Source organism: Streptomyces sp. NPDC030165 (genome assembly GCF_055573595.1).
Genome location: NZ_JBVIBD010000005.1, coordinates 102,773 through 117,797 on the forward strand (window position 1 = coordinate 102,773; position 15,025 = coordinate 117,797).

12 protein-coding genes and 1 pseudogene are annotated in these 15,025 nt (G+C 73.1%); 6 read left to right on the top strand and 7 right to left on the bottom strand.

Features of this window, described 5'->3' with window-relative positions; translation table 11 throughout:
• Positions 1-231 precede the first annotated feature (231 nt).
• Genes ACZ4Z1_RS11705 through ACZ4Z1_RS11725 form a run of 5 tightly spaced genes read left to right on the top strand, consistent with a single transcriptional unit; the run spans position 232 to position 6,000 of the window.
• Entirely contained in the window at positions 232-3,153 is a 2,922-nt protein-coding gene (locus tag ACZ4Z1_RS11705) for a sensor histidine kinase (RefSeq protein ID WP_468486402.1), read from the top strand.
• On the top strand, positions 3,150-3,647 hold the full coding sequence (locus ACZ4Z1_RS11710) for a roadblock/LC7 domain-containing protein (RefSeq protein WP_468486403.1): 498 nt from the start codon (positions 3,150-3,152) through the stop codon (positions 3,645-3,647). Before ACZ4Z1_RS11705 ends, ACZ4Z1_RS11710 begins: the two co-directional genes overlap by 4 nt.
• Entirely contained in the window at positions 3,644-4,045 is a 402-nt protein-coding gene (locus ACZ4Z1_RS11715; RefSeq protein WP_468486404.1) for a DUF742 domain-containing protein, read from the top strand. Before ACZ4Z1_RS11710 ends, ACZ4Z1_RS11715 begins: the two co-directional genes overlap by 4 nt.
• A 4-nt stretch (positions 4,046-4,049) precedes the next feature.
• A complete protein-coding gene (locus ACZ4Z1_RS11720; RefSeq protein WP_468486405.1) occupies positions 4,050-4,709 on the top strand; it encodes a GTP-binding protein in 660 nt (219 codons plus the stop codon).
• 40 nt (positions 4,710-4,749) lie between these two features.
• A complete protein-coding gene (locus ACZ4Z1_RS11725) occupies positions 4,750-6,000 on the top strand; it encodes a styrene monooxygenase/indole monooxygenase family protein (protein WP_468486406.1) in 1,251 nt (416 codons plus the stop codon).
• Between the two features lie 24 nt (positions 6,001-6,024).
• Here ACZ4Z1_RS11725 and ACZ4Z1_RS11730 read toward each other — a convergent pair whose 3' ends face one another.
• From ACZ4Z1_RS11730 to ACZ4Z1_RS11755, 6 genes and pseudogenes are all read right to left on the bottom strand, one after another.
• Positions 6,025-7,527, bottom strand: coding sequence for an alpha/beta hydrolase (locus ACZ4Z1_RS11730; protein ID WP_468486407.1), 1,503 nt, complete (start codon positions 7,525-7,527; stop codon positions 6,025-6,027).
• A gap of 185 nt (positions 7,528-7,712) precedes the next feature.
• A complete protein-coding gene (locus tag ACZ4Z1_RS11735; RefSeq protein WP_468486408.1) occupies positions 7,713-8,888 on the bottom strand; it encodes a C40 family peptidase in 1,176 nt (391 codons plus the stop codon).
• 254 nt (positions 8,889-9,142) lie between these two features.
• Positions 9,143-10,159 (bottom strand): annotated as a pseudogene (locus ACZ4Z1_RS11740) (chitinase); the annotation flags it as partial.
• 417 nt (positions 10,160-10,576) lie between these two features.
• Positions 10,577-10,840 (bottom strand): hypothetical protein, encoded by a 264-nt coding sequence (locus ACZ4Z1_RS11745; RefSeq protein ID WP_468486409.1) that lies wholly within the window; start codon positions 10,838-10,840, stop codon positions 10,577-10,579.
• Between the two features lie 84 nt (positions 10,841-10,924).
• Positions 10,925-11,665 carry a TetR/AcrR family transcriptional regulator gene (locus ACZ4Z1_RS11750; protein WP_468486410.1) on the bottom strand — a complete coding sequence of 247 codons (741 nt, stop codon included), beginning with the start codon at positions 11,663-11,665 and terminating at the stop codon, positions 10,925-10,927.
• Positions 11,666-11,920: 255 nt separating this feature from the next.
• On the bottom strand, positions 11,921-12,868 hold the full coding sequence (locus ACZ4Z1_RS11755; protein WP_468486411.1) for an AurF N-oxygenase family protein: 948 nt from the start codon (positions 12,866-12,868) through the stop codon (positions 11,921-11,923).
• 170 nt (positions 12,869-13,038) lie between these two features.
• Between ACZ4Z1_RS11755 and ACZ4Z1_RS11760 the strand changes: the two genes are divergently transcribed.
• Complete coding sequence (locus ACZ4Z1_RS11760) at positions 13,039-14,157, top strand: ferritin-like domain-containing protein (protein WP_468486412.1); 1,119 nt, start codon at positions 13,039-13,041, stop codon at positions 14,155-14,157.
• A gap of 19 nt (positions 14,158-14,176) precedes the next feature.
• Here ACZ4Z1_RS11760 and ACZ4Z1_RS11765 read toward each other — a convergent pair whose 3' ends face one another.
• On the bottom strand, positions 14,177-15,013 hold the full coding sequence (locus tag ACZ4Z1_RS11765) for an ABC transporter ATP-binding protein (protein WP_468486413.1): 837 nt from the start codon (positions 15,011-15,013) through the stop codon (positions 14,177-14,179).
• Between the last annotated feature and the right edge of the window lie 12 nt (positions 15,014-15,025).

The following is a 15,025-nucleotide window of genomic DNA, read 5'->3' on the forward strand; positions in this document are numbered from 1 at the left end:
GCAGGTACGCGCCGCGGGCGAGAGCGACCGGGTCCGCGGGACCACACGGTGTGGGCAGGCGAGACAGGAATGCGAGCAGCGGTGCGCAAGAAGCGGCTTCGGGACGGCGCGGCCGGGCCGGGATCACCGGCCGGTTCGTTTTCGGGTACGGCTCCGGGCGCGGGCCCGGGGGCCGGTGACGCCTTCGGGAACACCCCCGTACCCCCCACTCCCGCCGGCCGTCGCGCGCGCGTGCGCAACCGGCTGGTCGGCGCGGTGGCCGTCGCCGCGCTCGCCGTGCTCGGGGCCGGCGCGCCCGCCATCGTCTCGGCCGTGGACGACACCCATGCCTCCCAGCAGCTCGTCGACCTCGCCGGGCTGAACGCGCACGCGGTCACCCTCGCGCACTCCCTCGCCGACGAGCGCGACGCGATGACCGAGTACGTCGCGGGCGGACGCTCCGCCAAGTCGGGCGGCGCCGGAATCCCGGAGTCCCAGCGGGCCCGCGTGGACCGCCAGATCAGCGAACTGCGGGCCGCGGCGCACGGTGCCGCCGGCGCCACCGGGACGTACCGGACGGCCGACAAGCTGCTCGCCGCGCTGCCGCAGACCCGCCAGAAGGCGCTGTCGGGGCCGGGGCAGGTCACCGAGACCTTCGAGGCGTACACGGCCGCCGTACAGGCGCTCGGCGCGCTCTCCGACGCCATCGCCCGCGACCTGCCCGCCCGCGCGAGCGACGCCGCCCCGGACGTACGGGCCCTGCCGCAGCTCGGCCGCGCCACCGACCAGGCGGCCGCGGCCCGCGCCCTGCTCGTCCCGGCCCTCGCCGCCGGCGGCCCGCAGGCCAGACTGACTGCCGCCGCTCAGCAGGCGTACGTACGCGAACAGGCCGCGCTGGCCGCCTTCAAGCAGTCCGCGAGCCCCAAGGCCCGGGACGCCTACGACCGCACCGTCAACGGCGGCGACGTGAACACCGCCGAGAGCTACCTCGCCAAGCTCACCGACCAGCCGCGCCTGGACTCCGACGACCAGCGGCTGAGCAGCGCCCGCGTGAAGACCGCGCTCACCGCGCGGATCGGTCTGATGCGCGGCGTCGAGGCGTCGATGGCCACCGCCGACATCGACCGGCTGGGCGCGCTGCGCGACGACGACGTGACGGCGCTGGAGATCCGTATCGCACTGGTCGGCGTCTGCCTGCTGCTGGCGATCGGCGCCAGCGTCTCCGCGTGGCGCTCGGTGACCCGGCCGCTAGCGGCGCTGCGGCTGGGAGCCGAGCGGGTGGCGGCTGATCCGGCGGGCGAGCCGCCGGTCGCGTTCAAGGGCCGCAACGACGAGTTCGCCGACGCCGTACGGTCCGTCAACGCCCTGCACGCCCAGGTGGGCGAGGTCACGCGCCGGATCACCGGACTGGAGGGCGAGCGCGCCCGGCTGGTCGGCGGGCGCAAGCGGCTGGCCGCCGAGCGTGCGGCGCTCCAGGAGGAGCGCGAGTCGCTGCGCCAGGAGGTCGCCGGTCTCACCGAGCGGATGACGGCGCTGCGTACCGGCGTGCACGGCCGGTTCGTCAACCTGGGGCTGCGGACCCTGAACCTGGTCGAGCGCCAGCTGACCGTCATCGAGTCGCTGGAGCAGAAGGAGCAGGACCCGGAGCGGCTGGAGACCCTTTTCAAGCTGGACCACTTCGCCGCGCGGATGCGGCGCAACAGCGAGAACCTGCTGGTCCTGGCCGGTACGGAGCACAGCGCCGGGCAGCCGGGGCCGGTGCCGCTGCTGGACGTGCTGCGCGCCTCGATCAGCGAGATCGAGCAGTACGAGCGGGTCCGCGTCCAGTCGCTGCCGCCGCACTCCCAGGTCGCCGGGTTCGCCGCCGACGACATCAGCCACCTGGTCGCGGAACTCCTGGAGAACGCCACCGCGTTCTCCCCGCCGGACGCCCATGTCGAGCTGTCCGGCTGGCTGCTGGAGAGCGGCGAGGTCATGCTCTCCGTGCAGGACGAGGGCATAGGGATGACCGCGGACCGGTTGGCGGAGCTGAACGAGCGCCTCCCGGACGGGCCCGGGAGCGGCGACAGTCCGGACACGGCGGACGAGACGCTCGGGCTCGGCCTGTACGTCGTCGTACGGCTCGCCGCCCGGCACGGTGTGCGCGTACAGCTGCGGGACCAGAAGCAGGGCGGGATCACGGCCGTCGTCGTGCTGCCCGCGTCCATCCTGCCCACCCGCCCCGCGCCGGGCTCCGTCGCGCCCCCGCTGCCCGGCGAGAGTGGCATCCAGAACCTGCCCGGCTCGGTCGCCGAGGCCAACTCCAACACGCTCCAGACGCGGCTGCCGCGCCTGGAACAGGGCGGAGCGCGCGCCGGAAGCGGTCACGGTCCCGAGGAACCCCTGACCCCGGCTCCGGCCCCGGATCCGGCCCCGGCCCCGGCCCCGGCCGACGTTCCGTCCGCGGAGCCGGCCACGGAGGGCGCCCCGGAAGCCGGTACGGAGCCCGGGGCGGCTCCCGGCGCGGACGTCCCCGCCCCCGACCCCTTGGTCGAGGCGGCGGAGCGTGCGGTGGAGGCGGCCGGGCCGGAAGCGCCCGGCGATGCCGCGGCGGGGGACGGCCCGGTGGCCGGGGCGAGCCCGTACGGGCCGCGGTCGCCCGGCCCGTACGCCAAGGAGCCGGCCGAGCACGACCGGCCCGCGGAAGCGGCGCCCCAGGCGCCCGGTACGGCAGCTTCCGGTACGGCGATTCCCGGGGCGGGGACGACCACCGGCCTCGGCGCGTCCGGCCCGTACACCGCCGGCACCGGCGAGCCCACCCGGCCGGACGCCGCGAACCCGGACACCGCGACGCCGCCCGCCGGGCGGCACGCCCGGCCGCAGGACGCCGCCGCATCCGCCGGCGGGACCGCCGACGCGCCACGGCCCCGGCTGACCGACCAGGGCCTGCCCAAGCGCACACCCCGGATCGTGGCGCGGAAGCCGCCCGCCGTACCCCGTACGGGCAACGCGGCGGCCAACGCGGAAGCCCTGCGGGCCCGGCTCGGCGGTTTCCAGCAGGGGGCGCGGGACGGCCGGCGCGACGTCGAGGCCGAGATCGCGGAACGTACAGCGGAGCAGACCATCCCACAGACGGACACCGACGGAGCGGGGGCCCCGGGACAGAGCCACGTTGTCGAGGAGGCACGCGATTGAAGGCGCAAGCGCCCACTGCGTACGGATTGAGCAGTGAGGCACGGAATCTGCAGTGGTTGCTGACCAACCTGGTCGACGAGGTACCGGGCATCCGGTCGGTCGCCGTGGTCTCCTCCGACGGGCTGCTGCTGCTCTCGTCCGACCCGGGAGCCGCCGCCGCGGTCTTCACGGCCGGGCAGCCCGGCGTGCCGGCGGGGCCCCGCGGGTCCAGCGCGGACCTCGCCACCATCGTCTCCGGGCTGGGCAGCCTCACCGCGGGTGCCGCCCGGCTGATGGACGGCGGGACGGTCAAGCAGACGATGGTCGCGATGGAGGAGGGCAGCCTGTTCGTCATGTCGGTCAGCGACGGCTCGCTGCTCGGGGTGCACGCCGCTCCGGACTGCGACATGAGCGTCATCGCCTACCACATGGCGCTGTTCGTCGGCCGGGCCGGCCACGTCCTGACCCCCGAACTCCGCAGCGAGCTGCGCAAGTCGATGGAGAGCGCCCAGTGAGCACCGCACCGAAGCTCCCCGTACGCGGCGGGGACAAGAAACCCTCGCGCGTGCGCCCGTACTCGCTCACCGGCGGGCGCACCCGCTTCGGCCACGTGCTGCTCGTGGAGACGTTCGTGGCCGCGCTGGACGCTCCCGAGGAGCGGCGGGAGCTGACCTCCGGCGGCTGGGGCGACCGGGTGATGCCGGAGATGCGGGCGATCGTGGAGCTGTGCCGCCGGATGCGCTCGGTGGCGGAGATCTCCGCGCTGCTCAAAATGCCGCTGGGCGTGGTCCGCGTCCTGCTCAGCGATCTCGCCGACCAAGGAAAGATCCGCGTCTACGGCACCGGGCACGGCACCGGCCGGCCCGACCGCGCGCTGCTCGAAAGGGTGTTGGGTGGACTTCGCAGGCTCTGACACGATGACGGCCGCCGCGACCGGGGTGGCCGGAGCGCCTCACGGGTCCGCCGGCGCCGGGGTGCCGGCGGCCGCCGAGGAGGCGGGGCTGCAGAGCTGGCAGACGGATCGTTCCCGCGCCCCCATCGCGACCAAGATAGTGGTGGCGGGCGGCTTCGGCGTGGGCAAGACGACGTTCGTGGGCTCGGTCTCCGAGATAACGCCCCTGCAGACCGAGGCGGTGATGACGCAGGCCAGCGAGGGCACCGACGACCTGTCCGCCACCCCGGAGAAGACCACCACCACGGTCGCGATGGACTTCGGGCGGATCACCCTCGACTCCGACCTGGTGCTGTACCTGTTCGGTACGCCGGGGCAGCAACGTTTCTGGTTCATGTGGGACGACCTGGTACGCGGCGCGATCGGTGCCGTCGTGATGGCCGACACCCGGCGGCTGGACGACTGCTTCCCGGCGCTGGACTACTTCGAGAGCTGCGGCCTGCCGTACATCGTCGCGGTCAACCACTTCGAGGGGACGGCCGAGTACGCCGTCGAGGACGTACGCGAGGCGCTGACCGTGCCGCCGCACGTGCCCGTCGTGATCATGGACGCGCGCAGGCGGATCACGGTCGTCGAGTCGCTGCTCGCGCTCGTCGCCCACGCCCTCGAAGCCACTCCCGAATAGCCCGAGCCGCCCCCCCCGTACCTGGGAAGAGAGCACCACCATGCGGAAGATACTCATCGTCGGAGCCGGCCAGTCCGGGCTCCAGCTCGCCCTCGGGCTCCAGTCCCAGGGCTATGAGGTCACCCTCATGTCCAACCGCACCGCGGACGAGATCCGCTCCGGCCGGGTCATGTCCACGCAGTGCATGTTCCACACCGCGCTCCAGCACGAGCGCGACCTGGCGCTGAACTTCTGGGAGAGCCAGGCCCCGCGCATCGAGGGCCTGGGCGTCTCCGTCGCCGCCCCCGGGAGCCACGCGGAGCCCGGTGGCACGCAGCGCGCCGTCGACTGGGTCGGCAAGCTGGACGGCCACGCCCAGTCCGTGGACCAGCGACTGAAGATGGCCGGCTGGATGGAGACCTTCGCGCAGCGCGGCGGGCAGCTCGTCATCCACGGCGCCGCCGTCTCCGACCTCGACTTCTTCGCGAGCCGCTACGACCTGACGCTGGTCTCCGCCGGCAAGGGCGAGCTGGTGTCGATGTTCGGCCGGGACGCCTCCCGTTCCCCGTACGACGCCCCGCAGCGCGCGCTGTCCGTCGCGTACGTGCACGGGCTGGACCCGCGCCCCGAGCACCCCGACTTCGACGCGGTGCGCTGCAACCTCGTACCGGGCGTCGGCGAACTGTTCATCATGCCGACGCTGACCAACTCCGGCCGTGCCGACATCCTCTTCTGGGAGGGCATACCCGGCGGCCCGCTGGACGTCTTCGCGGGCATGCGGGACCCCAACGAGCACCTGGCGGCGACCCTGGAGCTCATGGAACGCTTCACCCCCTGGGAGTACGCGCGGGCCACGAAGGTCGAGCTGACCGATGCCAACGGCACCCTGGCCGGACGGTACGCGCCGACCGTGCGCCACCCCGTCGGCCGGCTCCCCTCCGGCGGACTGGTCCTCGGCGTCGCGGACGTCGTCGTCGCCAACGACCCGATCACCGGCCAGGGCTCCAACTCCGCGTCCAAGTGCGCGGCCTCCTACCTCGCCTCGATCACCGAGCACGGTGACCGGCCCTTCGACGCGGAGTGGATGCAGACCGCCTTCGACCGCTACTGGCAGACCGCCCAGCACGTCACGAAGTGGACCAACGCGATGCTGGCGCCGCCGCCCGAGCACGTACTGGACCTGATCGGGGCGGCGGGCCGGTTGCAGCCGGTCGCCGACCGGTTCGCGAACGGGTTCAACGATCCGGCCGACTTCGAGAACTTCTTCTTCGAGCCGGAGAAGGCGCAGAAGTACCTCGCCTCGCTGGCTTGACCGTCAGCCGTCAGCCGTCAGCCGTCAGCCGTCAGCCGGCTTCGGTGCCGGGCAGCTGACGTCCCCCGCCGGGGCCGTGCCCGCGAGCAGGTAGCGGTCGACCAGGGCGTCCACGCACGGGTTCTGGTTCCGGTACTGGCCGTGGTCGCCGCCGCCGACGGTGACCAGGCGGGAGCCGCGCAGGGACCGGTGGGCCCGGAGGGCGCCTTCGTAGTACGTGGCGGGGTCGTGCCGGGAGGCGAGCATGAGCGTCGTCGGCAGGCCCTTGCCGGTGACGTGGACGCGCGGAGCGCGGGAAGCGGGCCAGGCGGCGCAGACCGCTGTGAAGGCCAGGGCCCGCGCCCCGAGCAGCGGATACGTCGCGGTGTAGCCGGCGGTGCGGCGGACCCAGTCGTCCATGTCCCGGCTCCACGGGGTGTCGTTGCAGGTCACCGCGGTGTACTCGGCCAGGAACGCGGGGCTGAGGTAATCGCCGAAGACCTTTTCCGCCATGCCGCGCTCGGCCGGGGTGGCGGTGTCCCAGTGGTCGAGGGCGGCGAGCGCGGTGGCCAGCGGGGCGAAGCCCCCGGCCGCGTTGTAAAGGGCCTGGCCGGTGCCGAAGTCCAGGCGGTTGGGGGTCACCCGCCGCCCGTCGCCCAGGCGGGCCGGCCGGTCGCGCAGGGCCCGGCGCCGCGCCTCCCACTTCGCCTTCGCCGCGGCGGCCGTGCGCCCGTAGTGGTAGGTGGCGTCGCGCGCGGCCAGCCAGGGCAGGAAGTCCTGCTCGAACCGGCGCTGGAAGCTACGCGGCTGGCCCTCCTCGAAGGTCTGCCAGGTGCCGTCGAAGCCGACCGGGCTGTCCAGGACGAGCCGGTCCACGCGGTGCGGGAACTCCGTCGCGTAGTAGGCGCCGATCATGGTCGCGTACGAGGGACCGTAATACGCGATCCTGTGGGCCCGGAGCAGCGCGCGGAACAGGTCCATGTCGCGCACGGTCTGGTCGGTGGTGATGTACGGCGCCAGGCCGCCGCCGCGCTCCTGGCAGGCCCGGGCCAGCTGCCGGGAACGCCGTACGACGTCCCGTACCGCCGCGGGCGAGCGGTCCCGCGAGTCGTCGCCGAAGAACGCGTCGAACTCCGTCCTGGTCTGGCAGGTGAGGGGCGTGCTGAGGGGCAGTCCGCGCTGGTTGAAGCTCACGATGTCGTAGGCGGCGGCCACCGCCGGCGACTTCTCGGCGAAGTCCGCCGGTCTGAGCAGGCCCCGGCCGCCCGGCCCGCCCGCCGCCATCATCAGCACGCCCCGCCGGGCCGCCGGGCCGGCCGCCCGGTGCCGTGACACGGAGACGCTGATGTCCGGGCCGTCCGCGGGGCGGTGCCAGTCGCGCGGCACGGTCATCGTCGCGCACTCCAGCGACGGCGCGCCGTCGCACGGCTGCCAGGCGAGCCGCTGCCCCGTGTAGCGCGCGGGAACGTCCGTGTCGCCCGCGGCCGCAGCGGACCCGGCGGCCGTCGGCAGCAGCGCGGCCGCCACCATGGTCACCAGTCCCGCCACGGAGGCCCTTCGCCACCGCCGTTTCTCGAACACCCGCACCCGTTCCTCCCTGAGGCATGCGTACGGCCGTACCGCCGTACTGCTGCACTGCTGCACTGCTGTACGGGAACGATGCTGCGGTACGGGGCCGGGCGGATCGATCACACAGGTTTCACTTGTGGGGGTGGCAGCAGTGCCACCCCCGCTCAGGCCGGGGCCCCCGATGAGCCGTAGCCCGTGTCCGCGCCCGCCGTCGCGTCGTCCGGCAGCGGCGGCGGGACGTAGGCGCGCAGGGGCGTGGCGTCGCGGTCCGGGCGGACGGCGCCCAGTAGCGGGTTCGCCGCGATGGGGGAGACCTTGACCCGGGCGCCGGGGCGGGGCGCCTGGACCACCATGCCGTCGCCGAGGTACATCGCGACGTGCGTGGCGCCGGGGAAGTAGATCACCAGGTCACCGGGGCGCAGCGCGCGCAGCGGCACGTGCGGCAGCCGCCGCCACTGCTCCTGGCTGGTACGTGGAATGGTCCGTCCGGCGTGCGACCACGCCTGCGAGGTCAGGCCGGAGCAGTCGAAGGAGCCGGGCCCTTGCGCGCCCCAGACGTACGGCTTGCCGACCTGCCGGAGGCCGTACCGGACGGCCCGGTCACCGCTCGCCGTAGGCGCCCGGGACCCGCTCACCTCACCGGATGCCAGCAGACTGCGCTGTGCGTCATCGGTGCCCTGCTGCTCCAGCCGGCCCAGTTCGGCGAGCTGGTCCTCCGAGAGGGTGGAGAGCAGTTCCTCGACCTCCTTGAGGCGGCCCTCCACCGCGTCCCGCTGCTGCCGCCGCCGCTCGGTGAGCACCTGCTGCTCGTCCAGCGCGGCCCGTGCGGCCTTCGCCAGCTCGTCCGCCCGCTTCTCGTCGCCGGTGAGCCGGGCGACGGTGGCGGCCTGGCTGCCGGCCGCCTCTTTGAAGAGGTGGCCCTCCTCCAGTACTTCCCGCGGGTCGGCGGAGAGCAGCATGCGCAGGTAGGCGGAGAGTCCGGCGGCGCCGCCGCCCTGGTACTGCATACGGGCCAGCCGCCCCGCGTCGGCCTGCCCGTCGGCGAGCCGGGTACGGGCCCGGGCGAGCCGGAGGCTGAGGTCCCGGGACTCCTTGCGCTGGGCCTTGAGGTCTTCCTCGGTGGCGTTGTACGCCTCGGTGGCCTGCTCGGTCCGCCGGTACAGGTCCTGGAGCCGGGCCAGCAGACGACGGAGGGAGGCGTCGCCGGACGTGTCCGGTGCCTCCGTCCCCTCCGGCGGCTGGGGCGCCCCGGTCGCGGCCGGGTCCGGCTCCGGTACGGCGTGCACGGGCGCGGCGGGCAGGGTCAGGGTGACCGCGCCCACCAGCGCCGTCGCGCACACCGACCGTACGATCCGCCCCGGCCCGGTCCGACCCGGCGTGCACCGCTGCGACACGAACCCACCTCCGACGGACAGCTGCGGCTCCGGCGGACCCGTGGTCCGCCGCCCGGTTCGTTCGGATCGTGCCACGGTGGTCGTATCTTCGCCGTGGGGGTGGGGCCACCGGAGCGGTACGGTCACCCGATCGGCGGCCGGGGGCGTGTCCCGGCGCCCGGTGGCGGCCCCGGCGTGCTGCCGAGGGGCCTGAGGAGGTGTCAGCTCCCGTAGTAGGCGTCGAAGTTCTTCCGGAACTCCCAGCCGCCGAACCGGTCCCAGTTGACCGACCAGGTCATCAGTCCGCGCATGCCGGGCCAGCGGCCGTGCGTCCGGTAGCCGCCGCAGTCGATGCCCCGGGTGAGGCAGTTGAGCGCCTTGGTGACCTCGGCGGGCGGGGTGTGCCCGTTGCCCGCGTACGGGGAGGCGGGCAGGCCGATGGCGACCTGGGACGGCTTGAGCGCGGGGAAGACGTTGTTCTGGTTGCCGGCGACCGGAAAGCCGGTCAGCAGCATGTCGGTCATCGCGATGTGGAAGTCCGCGCCGCCCATGAAGTGGTACCGGCCGTCCAGTCCCATGACCGGGCCGGAGTTGTAGTCCTGGACGTGCAGCAGGGTCAGGTCGTCGCGCAGCGCGTGGTTGACGGGCAGGTACGCGCCGGCGCGCGGGTCCTGGCCGCCCCAGGGGCCCGATCCGTAGAACTGGTGGCCGAGCTGGACGAAGAACGTCTCCGGCGCCATGGTCAGGGTGAACCCGGCGCCGTACCGGGCCTTGAGGGTCTTCACCGCCGAGATCAGGTTGACGATCGAGGGGGTCTTCGGGTTCTTGAAGTCGGTGTCGCCGGTGGCCAGGGAGAGGGAGTGGCCCTCGAAGTCGATGTCCAGGCCGTCCAGCCCGTACCGGTCGATGATCGCGCCGACGGACTGCACGAACCGGTCGCGGGCGGCCGTGGTGGTGAGCTGCACCTGCCCGTTCTGTCCGCCGATCGAGATCTGCACCTTCTTGCCGGCGGCCTGCTTCGCCTCGACCGCGGCTTTGAACTCGGCCTCGGTCTCCACGCCGGGACACTCCGTCTTCGGGCAGAGCGAGAAGCGGATGTCGCCGGAGGTGACGGAGGCCGGCTCGCCGAAGGCGAGGTTGATGACGTCCCAGCTGTCCGGGACGTCGGCCAGGCGGGTGTGGCCGGAGCCGTTGGCGAAGCTGGTGTGGAGGTATCCGACGAGGGCGTGCTCGGGGAGCGCCCGGGTGCGGGCGGCCGGTGCGCCGTGGGCGGCCTCGGTGGGCGGTGGGCCGGCCTGGGCGGGGGAGGCGGACAGGGCCGTGGCGCCGATGAGGCCGGCGGCCGCGGCGGCCAGGGTGGCGGTCAGGGGTCTTCCGGAGGGGCTGCGTCTGTGTCCGGGAATGCGGCTGCGACTGCGGTGCATGGGGGGTGCTCCTTGTCGACGGCGGTACGGAGGGGGCGTACGCGGGTGCCGAAGGTGGTGGAGGGAGCCGACCCTGCGGGGGTGGGGCCTTGCCAGGGAGGCGCAGGGCGCGGCTCCCCCTGGGCACGCAGCAAACAGGACTAGACCAGTACTGTCAATGGTCCGGACCAAGGTCGGTGAAGAGGGCCGGGGACCGGTTCACCGGATGACGGACGGGTGCCGGCCGGGCGGTCAACGCCGTTTCGCCCAGGGCCACTTCGTCCCGCCCTGCGGCCTGCCCTCCGGGTCGTACTCGTACTTCCACCCCCGGGGCAGCCCCAGCCGCCCCACCCGGCCCGGTGCCCGCCGGTACAGGTGCACCGTCGGCGGGCTGCCGTCGTCGTTCGGTACCGGGATCTCGTACGTCTTCGGCGGCTGGCCGGTCGCGCCGACGAGGACCGGCAGGATCCGCCCGTCCAGCGGGCCGCCGACGAACGGGGTGTTCTCGCTTCTCACCCCACCAGTCTCACATCGATGCACAGCGCGGTGAAAGCGCAGGTCAGGCCAGTCGGCGCGACGGCGTGTCCGGATGGCCCCGGGTCACAGGAGGTGGGACGCGTCGGCCACGATCGGCAGGATGCGCCGGGCCAGTACGCCGACCGGGCCCTCGGCGGTCTCCATCGCCAGCGCCGCCCGCGCCACCCGCCCGGCCTGCTCGTCGGTGGCCGCCGTCGCGGTCAGCAGCGCGACGAAGTGGTCGACGAGCCAGTCCCGCAGTTCGTCCAGCGGCGGCCGCTTGTCCTCGTCCAGCCAGATCAGGGAGGCGGCTTCGACGGCCGTTATCCAGGTGCGGACCGCCATCCGCAGCCGGGGGGACGGGGACGGGGCGCCGAGGTGGTGCAGGATCCGCTCGGCGGCGGTGCGCCGCACCTCGTCGACGATCGCCGACGTACGGGCCGTCTCGACGACACTGCCGCCCTGGAGCAGGGCGCTGAACCCCGCGTCGTGCTCGTCGACGAACGCCAGGTAGCGGTCGAGCGCCCGGCCGAGGCGCTGGGTCAGCGGGCCGTCCTCCGGCTCGTCGAAACAGCCCTCCAGTATGTCGGCCGCGCTGCGCAGGGCGGCCTCGTACAACTGCTGCTTGCCGCCGGGGAAGTAGCGGTAGACCAGCGGCCTGGACACCTGCGCGGCGGCCGCGACGTCGTCCAGCGACACGTCCTCGGGGGCGCGCTGGGCGAACAGTCCCAGGGCGGCGGTCAGGAGTTGGGAGCGGCGCTGCTCGACGCTGAGCCTGCGGTAGGCGGGTCGGGGTACTGCTGGGGCGGTGCCGCTGCCGTTCATCCCAGCAGCGTAACCGGCCCGCAGGGAAAGCGCCGGGGCGGGTTCGGGGGCCCGGGGAGCATGCGCGGGTACGGCCCCCGCGCTGCGCCGGTGCGTCCGGGGCGGGGCCGGGCCGGTGCTTTCCCTGCGGGCCGGACGCCCTGGACCCGCGTCGCCGCTGCCCGTCCGCGCTCCTCGCACCCGCGTCCCGGCCGCTTCCCGTCCCCGCTCCCCGCACCCGCGCTCCGGCCGCTTCCCGCCCGCGCGTTCGGGCCGTTACGCCAGCAGCCCCGAGCTCTTCCAGAGCTTGCGGCCCACGCCGCGCAGGACGCCGATGTCGTCCAGGAACTCCGTCAGCCGGCCCGCGCCGGACTGCATCACCTCGCGGCGGTGGCCGCTGGCCTTCACCTGGGCGACCGCCTCCCGCCGGTCCAGGCCGACGTTCGTGTACACCTGCGGGTTGACGAAGGCGATGGAGAAGACGCGGGCGGCCTCGCCGCAGCTGAGCCGGGTCAGCTCCTGCTCCCAGCGCGGCGCGGTGACCATCTGGCGGCGCAGCTCCTCGCGGGCGTACCGGACGTGCCGGGCCTCCTCGACGACGTGGATGCGGGTGACGCCGCGCACGATCGTCTGGACCCGCTCGTCCGGGAAGGTCAGCCGCTGCATCCAGTCCAGGATCTCCTCGCCGAGCAGCGTGCAGGCGAACGAACCGGGCGTCGTGGAGACCGTCTTGAGGACGCGCGCCAGGTTGTGGTTGAGGCGCGAGACGGGGTACGCGGGCGCCTCGCCCTTGTGGATCATGCGCGCGAACATCTTCGAGTGCCGGCACTCGTCGGCTATCTCGGTCAGGGCGTAGCGGACGTGCGCGCTGGTGACGGACTTGTCGTAGATGTGCCGTACCAGCAGTTGCATCAGGATGATCTCGAACCAGATGCCCAGCGAGGCCAGGGAGGCGGCCTCGTGCCGGGACAGCTCCATCCGCTGCTCCTCGGACATCTTCTTCCACATCGGGGTGTCGTAGAGGGACACCAGCTCCGGCGGCCAGAACCACTTGCCCTCTTCCAGGGGCGCGTCCCAGTCGAGTTCGGTGTCCGGGTCGAAGGAGTGCTTGGCGGAGGAGTCGAGCAGTCGTTCCGCCACCTGCTCGCGGTCCTTGAGCAGCCCGAGGGCGTCCCGGAGGACTCCCGGCTCCGTCACGGTGGTTGCTGGCGTCACGGTGGTCATGGCTGTGGTTACCTCGCTCGTGGGTTACCCGCGGTCACGTCTTATGAGACTGCTTGTCAGCAAGCTCGTCAATCCCCTGCGCGCGAATTGTTGACCCGCCGGTAAGTCCGTGTGAGCCTGCCAACGACCGTCTCCGGTACGGGGGTCGGACGCGAGGCGAGGAGGCGCAGGTGCCGAGCCGTGAGCTGTACACACAGGACCCGGGCGCGTACGCGTGGACCGTACCGGCGGGCAGTCCGGCCCGCTTCAGCTGGGAGTACGACGACGGAAGGGAACGGCTGCTGGCCCTCTACCAGAAGGGCAAGGACAAGCAGTGGGACGCCGGCCTGCGCATCGACTGGGCGCAGGAGGTGGACCCGTACGACCCGCTCGGCACCCCGGACGAATCGGTCTCCCTGTACGGCACACCCCACTGGGACCGGATGTCGGACAAGGAGCGCGGCGAACTGCGGCAGCACTACGCGTCCTGGCAGTTCAGCCAGTTCCTGCACGGCGAGCAGGGCGCGATGGTGTGCGCGGCGCGAATCGTGGAGACCGTCCCCGACCTCGACGCGAAGTTCTACTCCGCGACCCAGACCATGGACGAGGCCCGGCACGCCGAGATCTACAGCCGCTTCCTCAAGGACAAGATCGGGATGCTCTACCCGGTCAACGACAACCTCCGGGCGCTGCTGGGGGACACCCTCAGGGACTCCCGCTGGGACATGCCCTACCTGGGGATGCAGGTACTGATCGAAGGCCTGGCGCTGGCCGCCTTCGGCATGATCCGCGACACCACCACCCAGCCACTGCCTCGGCAGATCCTGACCTACGTGATGCAGGACGAGGCCCGGCACGTCGCCTTCGGACGGCTGGCACTGCGCGACTACTACAAGCAGCTCTCCGACGCCGAACTGCGCGAACGCGAGGACTTCGTCATCGAGGGCTGCTACCTGATGCGCGACCGGCTGCGCGGTCTGGAGGTCCTGGAGAACTTCGGCGTCCCCCGCCAGGAGGCCGCCGAAATAACCGAGAACTCCGAATTCCTCCACCTCTTCCGCAAACTGCTCTTCAGCCGCATCGTCCCCTGCGTGAAGGACATCGGCCTGTGGGGCGAACGCCTCCAGCGCGCGTACGTGGACATGGGCGTCTTCGACCTCGGCGACTCCAGCCTGGACCAGCTGATGGCCCAGGACGAGGAACTGGCCGAACGGCTCGACGCGGAGCGCTTCGCGCAGGAGGAGCGCGAACGGGTCGGCGAGGTGACGGAGACGATCGAGCTGGGGAAGGCGGACGGGGGCCCGGCCTGAGGGCGTGGCCCGGCCCCCGTCAGCGGCGCCCCGAGCGCGCGAGCCAGCGGCCGTCGTGGCGGGACACCTCGATGGGCCGGCCGAAGCAGGCCGTCATGCGCTCGCCGGTGAGGACGTCCGCCACCGGGCCCAGCGCTTGCACACGGCCCTCGCGCAGCAGCAGCGCATGGCCGATGGCGGGGGACAGCTCCTCCAGGTGGTGGGTGACGGTGACCGTCGACAGGCCGGGGCGGCCTTCGGCCAGCCGGTACATGGTGTCGATCAGGTCCTCCCTGGACGGCAGGTCGAGCGCGTTGAACGGCTCGTCCAGGAGGAGCAGCGACGGATCGGCCATCAGCGCGCGGGCGATGAGCAGGCGGGCCCGCTGACCGCCGGAGCACACGCCGTACGGCCGGTCCGCCAGGTCCTTGCACTCCAGCTCGCCCAGAAGTTCGTGCGCGCGCTCGCGGATGGCGTCGTCATACTTCCCCCACAACGGTTGCACGGTGCCGGTCGCGCCGGTCAGCACGACGGTGTGGCCGGTCGCGTCCTGGGGCACCTTCTGCGCGCTGGAGACCAGGCCGATCGCGGCGCGCAGTTCGCGTACGTCGACGGTGCCGAGGCGGTGCCCGAGCACCTCGATCGTGCCGGTCGTGGGGAACATCAGCGCGCCGATCAGCCGCAGGACGGTCGTCTTGCCCGCGCCGTTGGCGCCGAGCAGGGCCCAGTGCTCACCGGTGCGTACGGCCCAGTCGACGCTGTCCAGGATGACCTGCCCGGTGGTGAAGCGGCGGACGCTCGCGTCGTGGAGGGCCGCGATCACGCGGCTTCCGGGGGCCGAGGGGGCGGTGGGGTCCGAGGGCTCCGAGGTCGTCATGGCGGGCAGGTT